Origin of the sequence: Gelidibacter sp. (genome assembly GCF_035577925.1) — a bacterium.
Classification (GTDB): domain Bacteria; phylum Bacteroidota; class Bacteroidia; order Flavobacteriales; family Flavobacteriaceae; genus Gelidibacter.
The window spans coordinates 1-13,296 of record NZ_DATJCY010000209.1 but is presented as its reverse complement, the minus strand read 5'-3'; the positions used below and the strand labels follow the sequence as shown (position 1 = coordinate 13,296).

The following is a 13,296-nucleotide window of genomic DNA, read 5'->3' as shown; positions in this document are numbered from 1 at the left end:
GTCGGGGTGGCAGGATTCGAACCTGCGACCTCCTGGTCCCAAACCAGGCGCGATAACCGGGCTACGCTACACCCCGAGAACAGCTTTATAAGGCTGAATTCTTAAAAACTTGCTATCCGGCATATCAAGCAAATTTTGCGGAGAGACAGGGACTCGAACCCTGGCGACAGTTACCCGTCGACAGATTAGCAATCTGCTCCATTACCACTCTGGCACCTCTCCTATTTTGTAAGAACTTGTTCTAAATTCGGATGCAAATGTAAGTCTTCATTCCAAAGAACACAACTATTTTGTAAACTTTTTCTTCCCAATTATTTATTCTGGATATTCTATCCTGAGATGGAAGATGTTAGCTAATTTATTTTTTAGTATTTTCTTGATGGATTCAATTTCTTTGAAGGTAATATCTGCATTTAAAAACTGACCGTCTTCCATTTGCTTGTTAATTATATTCTCAACAAAGTAGTTGATTTTTGTTGAAGAAGGATCCTTTAAGCTTTTTGATGCAGCTTCTACACTATCACACATCATCAAAATAGCCGTTTCCTTACTGAAAGGTTTTGGACCGGAATACCTAAAATCGGCAGCATTTGTAGTGCTGTCAATTTCCTTTTCTTTCATATAAAAGTAATAAACCAAAGTCGTTCCATGATGGGTTCTAATGAAATCGATAACCCGATCGGGCAAGTTGTTTCGTTTTCCTATTTCAATGCCATCCAAAACATGAGAAAAAATAATTTGTGCACTTTCATGGGCAGATAATTCGTCATGTGGATTTATACCTGTTGATTGGTTTTCAATAAAATAGGTAGGGTTTTTCATTTTTCCAATATCATGGTATAACGCGCCTACCCTAACTAGCATGGCATTTGCACCTATTTCATTGGCCGATGCTTCTGCTAGATTGGCTACATTTAAACTGTGATGAAAAGTTCCAGGTGCTTTATTGGCCAATTCTTTTAATAATTTGCTGTTGGTGTCCGAAAGTTCCAATAAGGAAACGTCTGAAACCAATCCAAATAATTTTTCATAAATATAAATGAGTGGCTGCACAAATAACGTGGCCAATCCGCAGAGAATAAAAATCCCGAAAGCTTCAAAATGAAGATTGGCAACACTGCCTTCATGTATGATGAAAAAAGCAAAATAAGTAATAATATAAATAAATGTGATCTGTCCAACCGAAATGAACAAATTGGCACGTTTATACAATTCAGAAACCGTTAATATGGTGACTATGCCAGCAATGATTTGCAAAAACATATATTCATAGCTATTTGGCACAATAAAACCAAGTAAAAGCACGGTGAGCACGTGAGAAAACAATCCTAATCGGGCATCAAAAAAGGCTTTTAAAACCAATGGTAAAACGCAAAGTGGCACGACATATACGTATTTAGAATTGTAACTCACAATAAGAGTGGTTAATAAAACCATTAGGATGATATTGAAAAATATAAAAGTGACTTTGGTATTGTCCAAAAACACTTCATTACGATATTTTTTCAAAAACAAAAGTAACATTAATAAGGTTAAAGCTACTAGCATTGAGTACGATACCACAACCCAAGTGTAGTTTGAAGAACTCCAAACCTGAGATTCATATTCTGATTCTAAGGATTTTAGGATATCATACTTATCGCCTTCAACTAATTCTCCTTTAGAAATAATAAGAGTTTCTTTTTCAATATTGCCATAAGTTGTAGATATTTTGTTGAGCTCTTCATCCAATGCCTTTTGGGTAATGGATTTATTGATTTTCAGGTTAGGCTCAATCAAATCGAAAAACAGAGATAAAAAAACTGAGCTGTACCTCGCATTTCCGTTATCTTCAAGTTGTTTCTCCAAGAGTTTCCTAAAAGCATCTAATTTTGAAAGCTCAGAATACGTGGTGGAAACCACTTGGTTTTGGCCATCCAAAATCACCACACTTTTATCATTTGGGTAATTATAATCCTCTTCTAAAATTCCAACTTTATAGATTTCATTTAGAACAGTCTTTCCTATTTTGAACAATTCTGTTTTTTTTCGACCCAATGAATCATTAAAGGAAGCATTGAACTTTTTATTATAATCGTCCAACACAAAGGCTTTTACCTCTTGTGTTAAATCAAAATATACGGCTCCGTTTTCAATAATAACAGCGCGTTCTTTTTCTAATTCTTCTGGAGATTTTTGAATGGCAAAATCAAAAGGCGCATAAAGATTCTCGGATTGCCACGGTTTGTTTTTATCAAAATTGTATTTGAACTTTCCACTTTTGGGAAATAGGTAAACAATCAAAAACGTAGTTCCGATAAATAAGAAGATCTTGTAAATAAGGGCATGATTTTTATACCACTTGTTTATAATATTTTTCATTAAGCTATTGTCAATTGTCCTTCAAAAGTAGTAAAATATAAAAAGAATCGTCCGATTAACGTTGGGTTTCATTCCTAAATCAATTAAAAAATGTTTAATTTTGCATCATTCAAATTAAAACCCATTAAAAATGAGCAAAGAAGTCGTCATCGTGTCTGCAGCCAGAACTCCAATAGGTAGTTTCTTAGGTGCGTTATCTACAATTCCTGCCCCAAAATTAGGAGCTATTGCCATAAAAGGTGCCTTGGCTAAAATCAACTTAAATCCTGAATTGGTTGAAGAAGTGATTATGGGAAATGTAGTACAAGCCGGAACGGGTCAAGCACCTGCGCGACAAGCAGCTATTTATGCGGGAATTCCAAATACAGTACCCTGTACAACGGTCAATAAAGTTTGTGCTTCAGGAATGAAAGCCGTTATGCAAGCAGCTCAAGCCATTGCATTGGGCGATATTGAGATTGCTGTTGCCGGAGGTATGGAAAACATGAGTTTAATACCGCACTATTTACACGCCAGAACGGGAACTAAATTTGGATCTGCTACGTTGATTGATGGCATGCAAAATGATGGTTTGGTAGATGCTTACGATCAAAATGCAATGGGTGTTTGCGCTGATGCCTGTGCTGTAGAGTATAAGTTTAGTAGAGAAGACCAGGATGCCTTTGCCATTCAATCTTATAACCGATCGACAGCAGCATGGAACGCAGGTAAATTTGATGATGAAATTGTGCCTGTTGAAGTGCCACAACGTCGTGGTGATGCCATTTTGGTTTCTAAAGATGAAGAATATACCAATGTAAGTATAGATAGAATTCCAACATTACGCGCTGCATTTACCAAAGATGGTACAGTAACAGCAGCCAATGCTTCTACTATAAATGATGGTGCTGGTGCTGTAGTTTTAATGAGCAGACAAAAAGCTGACTCTTTAGGCCTTACACCTTTGGCAACCATAAAAGGATATGCTGATGCCGCACATGAACCACAATGGTTTACAACGGCACCTGCTAAAGCATTACCAAAAGCTTTGGACAAAGCTGGAATTTCTATTGATCAGGTCGATTTCTTTGAATTCAATGAAGCCTTTTCAGTTGTAGGTTTAGCAAATATGAAAATTTTAGGACTTAACGATAGCAATGTTAACGTCAATGGAGGTGCTGTTTCTTTAGGACATCCTTTGGGTTGTTCGGGAGTAAGAATTATTATTACCTTGATAAACGTATTAAAACAGAACAATGCTAAAGTAGGTGCAGCGGCCATTTGTAATGGCGGCGGCGGCGCATCAGCTATCGTAATTGAACGCGCATAAGTCAACCAATATATTTGATATTAAATAAATAACCTCAACATCATTAGCCACTAGACAAGCGCCACCGATGACCTACGGAATTGCCAATTTAAGCATCATTTCTTTAAGAATAGAACCTTGTGATACGACTGAATTGATTTCGCAGGTTTTATATGGTGATATTTTTAAAGTTATTGAAAAACGAAAAAAATGGAGTAAGATCCGTTTGGATTTTGACCGATGTGAAGGTTGGATCGACAACAATCAGTATCTTGAAATTACGGAAGTGGATTACCATTCATTAGGGCAAATAGCCCCAACACTTTCGGCCGATTTGATTGAGTTTATCCAAGATGCGAACGATCAATTATTGACCATTCCATTAGGTTCTTCATTGTCTTCGCTCAATTTTATGAATCATTCTTTTGATGGAAACTGTATTTCTGGGATTAAGCCCAAAGACAATTTAATAAATACAGCTTTTTTATATAGAAATGCACCATTTTTACGTGGTGGAAAAACACCTTTTGGCATAGATGCTCCAGGATTTACTCAAATGGTATATAAACTGAATGGCTATTCTTTATATCGAACCGTGGATCAACAGGCAAAGCAAGGTGAAGCGTTAAGTTTTATTGAAGAAAGTGAACCTGGTGATTTGGCGTTTTTTGATAATGCCGATGGGCAGATTATCCATGTTGGTATCATCATGTCTGATAATTATATCATCCATTCCCATGGAAAAGTACGGATTGACCGATTGGATCATTCAGGAATCTATAATGTAGACAAAAAACTTCATACTCATAAATTGAGAGTCATTAAAAAAATAATATAAAAAAAAATGCTATCCCAATGAGATAGCATTTTTTTGTTAAAAAACATATTAATACTAATTTTGACCACTTTCCAAAGCATCAACTTTAGCTTTCATTTCTTTGTATTTTGCTGTGTCACCAACAGCACTATAAATATTAGCCAAGGTTTTAGCAGCTTGCAAATCGGTTGGTCTCAATCTAAGTGTACTTTCCAAATAAGGTACTGCATCTGTATAAAGTTTAGATCTTTCATCTTTTAACTCATCATACTTTTTATTGTCGGCAGCAGAACTTCCAAGAGCATTCATCTTTTCAATAATTGCTTGTTCCTGACTTAGGATTAAAACAGCCATGTTGTTGTAAACATCAACATAATCTGGTTTTAATTCGATTGCTTTTTCATAATAACCTTTAGCTTCTGCAATTTCACCCGCTTCAGCAGCAACGATACCTAAGTTGAACAACAATTCAGGATTGTTTGGGTCTTGCACCAATGCTTGTTGGATAAGCGTTTTAAAGGCTTCTCTGTCTCCCATTTGCAATTGCATATTGGCTTCGGAAATGATTAAAGACACATCATTTGGATTTGCGGCTCTCGCATCTTTCATAGCTTCGATGGCTTTTGCATTATCTCCTTGATTCATGTATATCAAGGCAATGTTTCTAACAATCTCAGCTTGTTTAGATTCCGATTTTTTAGTTTGCGGTTTGATGTGCGTACCGGTTTTAACAGAAATATCCATTAAGCTTTTTGAAGGAAAAGATTCTTCTTCATTTGTGGCTTTATTGGTAGCAACATATTCTGTTTCGACCCCAACATATCCAAGCTTTTTAAGCTCTTCATAATGTTTCAATGCTGATGGATAGTCTTCACCACTTACTGCGGTAGCCGCTGCATAATAAAGATACAAAGTGTCTTTTGTGGACATTCTGTAGGCTTTTTCAAAACCACTAGAAGACACAGCATAATTCTTTTTCTCAAGTGCTTCATTGGCCTTGGTTAAGAATGAAGAAAGCATACCTTGCTTAATATCCTGAACATCTTTTGCATGTTTTCCAGTTTTTCCTTCTATAGCCTCTATTTTATTAAGGCTTTCAATGGCGGCATCCATGTCTGCGTTTGTTCCTGCACCATTGGCATATAAGGCCTTGCCTTTTAAGAAGTAATATTGCACTTTTGTTTTGTCATCTGCTGAGGCAATTAAAGACTCAGCTGAATTGAGGGCAGTTTTCGCTTCCGCAAAATTATTTTTCTTTATTGCTTTTTCTGCATTTTTCAATTCAGTCTTCTGTGCGAAGGAAAAAGAACCTACTAAAAGTGCCAAAGCGACGATCGTTTGTTTTTTCATTTTTAGTTAATTTTAGTATTTAGTATTAATTGTTATTTTCGTTCTCTGAGTTATCAAGAGTCGTACCATTTTCATCATCAGCCTGATTGTCAGTAGTGATGTCTAAATCATTTAGGTTTTCGTCCTCTTCCTCCTCTTCGCTCATTACTTTTGCTACAGCGGCAATAGAATCATTCCCTTTTAAATTGATCAGTTTTACACCTTGTGTTGCTCTTCCCATAACGCGCAGATCCTTAACTGCCAAACGGATAGCGATCCCAGATTTGTTGATAATCATTAAATCATCATCATCACTCACCGATTTTATAGCAACCAAGCTCCCTGTTTTTTCAGTAATGGAAATAGTTTTCACACCCTTACCTCCTCTGTTTGTAATACGATAAACTTCTACACCATCTTCTGGATCGTCTATATAAGTACGTTTTCCATAGCCATGTTCAGAAACAACCAAAACAGATTCTTCCTTCGGATTTTCAATGGTCACCATACCAATTACTTCATCGGTATCATGCGCCAATGTAATCCCTCTTACACCCGATGCATTTCTTCCCATAGGACGTGTTTTAGCTTCTTCAAATCGGATGGCTTTACCAGATTTTAATGCTAACATGACTTGGCTATTCCCAGTAGTCAATTTAGCTTCTAATAAAATATCGTCATCTTTAATGGTGATGGCATTAATACCATTGGTTCTTGGACGGGAATATTGTTCTAAAGATGTTTTCTTGACCTGACCGTTTTTGGTAGCCATAATTACATAATGACTGTTTATATAATTTTCATCCTTAAGATCTTGGGTACAGATAAACGCTTTTACTTTATCATCTTGCTCAATGTTGATAAGGTTTTGGATTGCTCTTCCTTTTGAAGTTTTACTGCCTTCAGGAATTTCATAAACGCGCATCCAGAAACATTTTCCTTTTTGGGTAAAGAACAACATGTATTGGTGATTGGTACCTATAAATAGGTGTTCCAAGAAATCTTCATTACGTGTGGTGGATGCTTTTTGACCAACACCTCCCCTGTTCTGAGTTTTATACTCAGTTAGTGAGGTACGTTTAATATAACCCGCATGAGAAATGGTAATAACAACCTGCTCATCAGGAATCATATCTTCAATACTCAAATCGCCACCGGCATATTCGATTGTTGAACGACGCTCATCACCATATTTATCTTTTACAACGGTCAATTCGTCTTTGATGATTTCCATACGACGTTCTTTTTTATCAAGAATATCCTTTAAGTCTTCAATGGTTTTCATCAATTCTTCATATTCAGAGCGTAATTTGTCTTGTTCTAGACCTGTTAATTGGCGCAAACGCATTTCAACAATGGCTTTGGCCTGGATTTCTGAAAGTTTAAAACGCTCAATCAATTTTTCACGTGCTTCATCAGCATTTGATGAACTACGGATCAATGCAATCACTTCATCAATATTATCTGAGGCAATGATTAACCCTTCCAAAATGTGCGCGCGTTCTTCGGCTTTGCGAAGTTCGTAAGTTGTTCTTCTAACAACTACGTCATGTCTGTGGTCCACAAAATGAAGAATCATATCTTTTAGATTCAACAATTCAGGTCGTCCATTGACAAGCGCAATATTGTTAACACTAAATGACGATTGTAACGCGGTGTACTTATATAAGGTGTTTAAGACAATATTTGGAATGGCATCGCGCTTTAGCACATAGACAATACGCATCCCGTTTCTGTCAGATTCATCACGAATCATTGAAATACCGTCTATTTTCTTTTCATTGACCAAATCGGCGGTCTTCTTGATCATCTCAGCTTTATTGACTTGGTACGGGATTTCGGTAACAACAATACATTCTCTTCCCTGGACTTCTTCAATATTTGCTTTTGCCCGTATTACAATTCTACCACGCCCCGTTTTAAACGCTTCTCTTACCCCGTCATAACCGTAAATAATTCCTCCAGTAGGAAAATCTGGAGCTTTAATATGCGTAATCAGTTCGTCAATTTCAATATCATAATTATCAATATAGGCAATGATGCCATCAACGACTTCACTTAGATTATGTGGTGGCATATTGGTCGCCATTCCGACGGCAATTCCAGAAGCGCCATTTACCAATAATCCAGGAATACGAGTTGGTAAAACCTTTGGCTCTTGTAAGGTGTCATCAAAATTGAGCTGATGATCTACAGTTTCTTTTTCGATATCTGCCAACATGTCTTCCGAAATCTTACGCATTCGCGCTTCGGTATAACGCATTGCCGCAGGGCTATCGCCATCAATGGACCCAAAGTTACCTTGGCCATCCACCAACATATAACGCAAACTCCATTCTTGCGCCATTCGTACCATGGTATCGTAAACTGAGGTGTCACCGTGTGGGTGGTACTTTCCGAGTACTTCACCAACAATTCTCGCCGATTTTTTATGAGCTGTATTGGCTCTAATTCCCAGTTCATGCATGCCAAAAAGTACACGTCTATGTACTGGTTTTAGTCCATCCCTAACATCTGGTAAAGCACGCGACACAATGACCGACATTGAGTAGTCAATGTAAGCCGATTTCATTTCATCTTCAATGTTGATAGGAATCACTTTTTCTCCTTCTGTCATATATAAATTAATTAGATTTTTTATAAATTTTCAAATCGTGCTAAGATAACCATTTTATGAGTTTTAATGACACTTTATAGATGCTTTTTGGTATTGTTTATTAACAATATGATGGGGTTGTTTTTAATAAGTATCTCGTTAAATGTTTTGAAATTGTGAAGTTTTTTTTGTCACTTAGCCAATATGAAAACAATTGAGGTACACTTTTTGCCTTAATACATTAGTTTTTATTATTTTTAATGCAGAAAGGATTTTATTATGGATGATAATTTTTCCCCAAGAGTCAAAGATGTGATCGCCTATAGCAAAGAAGAAGCTTTAAGGTTGGGACATGATTTTATAGGAACCGAACATTTAATGTTGGGGCTATTAAGAGATGGACATGGCAAAGCCATTGATATTTTAAGTGCTTTGGAAATAGATTTAAACCACTTGCGGCGTAAAGTGGAAATACTAAGTCCGGCCAATTCAAGCTATATAACCCCATCAAACGAGAAGAAAAACCTACATTTAACACGCCAGGCGGAGCGTGCGCTTAAAACAACTTTCCTAGAAGCAAAGTTGTTTCAGAGCACTTTAATCAACACTGCACATTTATTATTGTGCATCTTAAGAAATGAAAATGATCCAACAACAAAACTTTTAAACAAGCTGAAAGTGGATTATGATAACGTAAAAGAACAATTCAAATCTATGATTACTAAAAATGACGACTATACCGAATCTCCGAAATTACAGTCGTTTTCGGATGATGATATAAATGATGAGGACGAAGCAAAGCAAAATCCTTTCAACCAACCTACCGCAAAAGGTGCCAAAAAGTCAAAAACTCCGGTTTTGGACAATTTTGGTCGTGACTTGACTGTCATGGCCGAAGAGGGAAAATTGGATCCTGTGGTAGGTCGTGAAGAAGAAATACAACGAGTTTCGCAAATTTTAAGCCGACGTAAAAAGAACAACCCACTACTTATCGGTGAACCGGGCGTTGGAAAATCGGCCATTGCAGAAGGCTTGGCACTAAGGATTATTCAGCGAAAAGTATCACGGATACTTTTCAACAAACGTGTGGTCACTTTGGATCTGGCCAGTTTGGTGGCCGGTACAAAATACCGCGGTCAGTTTGAAGAGCGCATGAAAGCCGTTATGAACGAACTGGAAAAAAATGATGACATTATTCTCTTTATTGATGAGATCCATACTATTGTTGGTGCCGGTGGCGCCACAGGAAGTTTGGATGCCTCCAATATGTTTAAACCAGCTCTGGCAAGAGGTGAAATACAATGTATTGGCGCTACAACTTTAGATGAATACAGACAATATATTGAAAAAGATGGTGCTTTGGAAAGACGATTTCAAAAAGTGATCGTGGAACCAACTTCGGTGGAAGAAACTATTCAAATTTTAGAAAACATCAAGGATAAATATGAAGAGCACCATAATGTTCATTATACGCCAGAGGCCATTGAAGCTTGTGTTAAGTTGACCAACAGATATATGACCGAACGCTTTTTACCAGACAAAGCTATTGATGCCTTGGATGAGGCCGGCTCAAGAGTACACATCACCAATATTGCGGTGCCAAAACAAATTTTGGAGCTCGAAAAACAATTGGAAGAGGTTAAAGAAACCAAAAACAATGTGGTCAAAAAACAGAAATATGAAGAAGCAGCAAAACTGCGTGATGATGAAAAACGGATAGAACGCGAATTGGCGGTGGCTCAAGAAAATTGGGAAGAAGAAACCAAATTGCACAAAGAAATCGTTACGGAAGACAATGTTGCCGACGTGGTATCCATGATGACTGGCATTCCGGTAAATAGAATTGCACAGACCGAAAGCAACAAATTGGCCAATTTACCAGAACTTATCAAAGGAAAAGTTATTGGCCAAGACGAAGCTGTTGCCAAGGTTGTAAAAGCCATTCAGCGTAATCGAGCAGGTCTTAAAGATCCCGATAAACCGATTGGTTCATTTATATTTTTAGGTCAAACAGGTGTTGGTAAAACACAATTAGCCAAAGTATTAGCAAAACAACTCTTTGATAGCGAAGATGCCCTTATCAGAATTGATATGAGCGAATACATGGAAAAATTTGCAATCTCAAGACTTGTTGGTGCACCTCCGGGATATGTGGGTTATGAAGAAGGTGGGCAACTAACAGAAAAAATAAGACGCAAACCATATTCTGTAGTGTTGTTAGACGAAATTGAAAAAGCCCACCCTGATGTTTTCAATATGTTGTTGCAAGTTTTAGATGATGGATATCTAACAGATAGTTTAGGTAGAAAAATTGATTTTAGGAATACCATAATCATTATGACCTCTAATATTGGCGCACGTAAACTCAAGGATTTTGGTCAAGGTGTTGGTTTTGGAACCGCTGCAAAAGCCGCACAAGCCAGTGATAACTCCAAGAGTATCATTGAAAATGCCCTTAAAAAAGCGTTTGCTCCTGAATTCTTGAACAGAATTGATGATGTTATGGTCTTCAATGCTCTAGAAAAAGAAGATATTAATAAAATTATTGATATTGAATTAGAGAAGTTGATTCTTCGTATCAAAGATTTAGGCTATGAACTGACACTTACGCCTAGTGCAAAAGATTATATTGCCGAGAAAGGATTTGACAAAGAATATGGTGCACGACCTTTAAAACGTGCTATTCAAAAATATGTTGAAGACACTTTAGCTGAGGAAATCATCACTGCCCATATTAATGAAGGTGATGCCATAACTCTAGATCTAAATCCGGAAACAAATGAATTGACCGTTAAGATTGAAAAGGCTGAGAAACAAACCGAATCTTAAAAGTTCACATAACAAACAAACCCTTCAAATTTTTACACTGAAGGGTTTGTTAATAAAGAGATTGTGATTTTGAACTACCATTAATGGGTCGTGTGCAACAAATTTTTCCATTTCAGCAATTGCATTATCGTTTTCATCAACCAATATTACATTGTTTCTCTCAATTTTACTTTAAAAGGTTATTGGTTGTTTTCCCTGACAGCTTCTCCATATACTTTCAACGCTCTTTCTCTTGCTAAACTGTGTTCTACTATTTTTTTGGGATAAGCATCTGTTTTAAATTCAGAAACCCATTTTTTGATATATTCCAACTTTTTGTCAAACTTATCGGTTTGAATAGTTGGGTTAAACACCCTGAAATACGGTGCAGAATCGCAACCCGAACCAGCTGCCCATTGCCAGTTTCCATTGTTGGCTGATAAGTCGTAATCGTTCAATTTTTGCGCAAAGTAGGCTTCACCCCAACGCCAATCTATCAGTAAATGCTTGCACAAGAAACTCGCTACAATCATCCGTACCCGATTGTGCATGAATCCTGTTTCGTTCAATTGTCGCATTCCTGCATCTACAATCGGATAACCTGTTTTCCCCTCGCACCATTTTTCAAATTCCCACTCATTGTTTCGCCATTTGATGTTATCGTACTTCGATTTAAAAGATTGATTAACCACTTTAGGGAAATGATATAAGATTTGCATGAAAAACTCTCGCCAGATCAATTCATTAAGCCAAGTTTGATTGTGCTTCAGTGCAAAAGCTACGCATTTACGAATACTGATGGTGCCAAATCGAAGTGCGATGCCCAACGCTGTTGTTCTTTGCATCGCCGGATAATCCCTGAATTTGTCGTATGCATCAATGATTTTTGGATCTAATTTTGGGAGGACAAAAATAATATCTGTTTTTTCAAAACCCAGTTCATTCAACAAAGGAATTTCGGTAAACTCTTGTCTGAAAAAATTATTGTAATCAGGATCGTACGACTTGTAATTTTCTTCCATCAATAACTCTTTCCATTTTTTGGAATAGGGCGTGTAAACTGTGTAAGGTGTGCCGTCATTTTTCACCACATCATTTTTATCAAAAATGACCTGATCTTTGAATGCCTTAAAAGGAATGTTTCGTTCTTTGAAAAACTGGTAAATCTCCGTATCCCGTTTAATGGCTTGCGGCTCATAATCCCGATTGCAAAAGACAACTTGAATAGCATATTTTTCGGAAAGTATTTTAAAAACATCCGACGGATTGCCATAAAATGTATTCAGCCTTGCGTTGAATGTCTTCAATCCATTATTTATGGCCGAAAGTACCTGATGGATGTAGTCAACCCTTCGGTCCTTTTTATCTTCTAATTTTTTCAGGATGGTTTCATCAAAAATAAAAATAGGGAATACGGGAAATTCAGAAGCAAGTGCGTGATATAACCCCACATTGTCTTCCAAACGCAAATCTCTGCGAAACCAAAAAACGGAGACCTTACTTTTCATTCAGAAATGGATTATCGTTCCTGTCGTGTTTTACCCAAATAAGTTTAGAGGTGTCGTAGCCTATTTCTTCTGCAATTCTCAAGTAGTTGGATTTGATTTCTTCAGGAATACTTTTTGTTCTCGATAGAATCCACAAATAATCCAAGTTTTTTCCGGCAATTAAGGCATATTGGTAATTTTCGTCTAGTGCCACGACATTATAGCCTGCATAAAAGGGGCCGAAGAAGCTTACTTTTAATTCTGCAACATCTTTATTTCCTCTGAACTTTGCTAAGCCATCCGCTTTTTTCCATTCTGCTTTTTTGTGATTATAGCCACTGTTCAATACGATGACATTACCATCTTCATTTAGACTGTATTGTGCGGAAACATTGTCTAAATCCTTTTCAAAACGAAAATCAAAACGGGCAATTTCGTACCATGTGCCCAAATACCTATCTATATCAAAGTTTTTGACTGCCTTTGCATTTTTTGGAATGGAGGCACAGGAATTTAAAAGAGCAACTAAGCTTATGAAGAAGGCTGCTATTAAAATTTTATTTTTTGTATTCATCATGCGTATATTTAAATTTTTTAAAAAAGTAGAGTA

8 protein-coding genes and 2 tRNA genes are annotated in these 13,296 nt (G+C 36.9%); 3 read left to right on the top strand and 7 right to left on the bottom strand.

Translation table 11 applies throughout. The features are described from left to right. Nucleotide 1: 1 nt before the first annotated feature. The 3 genes from VNJ50_RS08250 to VNJ50_RS08240 form a co-directional block, all read right to left on the bottom strand. Nucleotides 2–76: transfer RNA gene (locus tag VNJ50_RS08250), tRNA-Pro, on the bottom strand. A gap of 62 nt (nt 77–138) precedes the next feature. Next, nucleotides 139–222 (bottom strand) — tRNA-Ser (locus VNJ50_RS08245). A 93-nt stretch (nt 223–315) separates the two neighbouring features. Continuing rightward, complete coding sequence (locus VNJ50_RS08240; RefSeq protein WP_325580803.1) at nt 316–2,361, bottom strand: HDIG domain-containing metalloprotein; 2,046 nt, start codon at nt 2,359–2,361, stop codon at nt 316–318. 130 nt (nt 2,362–2,491) lie between these two features. Between VNJ50_RS08240 and VNJ50_RS08235 the strand changes: the two genes are divergently transcribed. Continuing rightward, the gene (locus tag VNJ50_RS08235) at nt 2,492–3,670 is read left to right on the top strand and encodes an acetyl-CoA C-acyltransferase (protein ID WP_325580801.1); all 1,179 of its coding nucleotides are present in this window, start codon (nt 2,492–2,494) and stop codon (nt 3,668–3,670) included. Between the two features lie 67 nt (nt 3,671–3,737). After that, entirely contained in the window at nt 3,738–4,487 is a 750-nt protein-coding gene (locus tag VNJ50_RS08230) for an NlpC/P60 family protein (protein ID WP_325580799.1), read from the top strand. 54 nt (nt 4,488–4,541) lie between these two features. Here the strand turns inward: VNJ50_RS08230 and VNJ50_RS08225 are convergent, their stop codons facing one another. Both VNJ50_RS08225 and gyrA read right to left on the bottom strand, forming a co-directional pair. Further along, nucleotides 4,542–5,816 carry a tetratricopeptide repeat protein gene (locus VNJ50_RS08225; RefSeq protein WP_325580797.1) on the bottom strand — a complete coding sequence of 425 codons (1,275 nt, stop codon included), beginning with the start codon at nt 5,814–5,816 and terminating at the stop codon, nt 4,542–4,544. Nucleotides 5,817–5,841: 25 nt separating this feature from the next. After that, nucleotides 5,842–8,412 (bottom strand): DNA gyrase subunit A, encoded by a 2,571-nt coding sequence (gene gyrA, locus VNJ50_RS08220; protein ID WP_325580795.1) that lies wholly within the window; start codon nt 8,410–8,412, stop codon nt 5,842–5,844. Nucleotides 8,413–8,670: 258 nt separating this feature from the next. Here gyrA and VNJ50_RS08215 point away from each other — a divergent pair, with 258 nt between their 5' ends. Continuing rightward, complete coding sequence (locus VNJ50_RS08215; RefSeq protein ID WP_325580793.1) at nt 8,671–11,220, top strand: ATP-dependent Clp protease ATP-binding subunit; 2,550 nt, start codon at nt 8,671–8,673, stop codon at nt 11,218–11,220. Between the two features lie 179 nt (nt 11,221–11,399). Here VNJ50_RS08215 and VNJ50_RS08210 read toward each other — a convergent pair whose 3' ends face one another. Next, nucleotides 11,400–12,707 (bottom strand): deoxyribodipyrimidine photo-lyase, encoded by a 1,308-nt coding sequence (locus VNJ50_RS08210; protein ID WP_325580791.1) that lies wholly within the window; start codon nt 12,705–12,707, stop codon nt 11,400–11,402. Beyond that, entirely contained in the window at nt 12,697–13,260 is a 564-nt protein-coding gene (locus VNJ50_RS08205) for a lipocalin family protein (protein ID WP_325580805.1), read from the bottom strand. The genes VNJ50_RS08210 and VNJ50_RS08205 overlap by 11 nt, the downstream gene beginning before the upstream one ends. Nucleotides 13,261–13,296 lie beyond the last annotated feature (36 nt).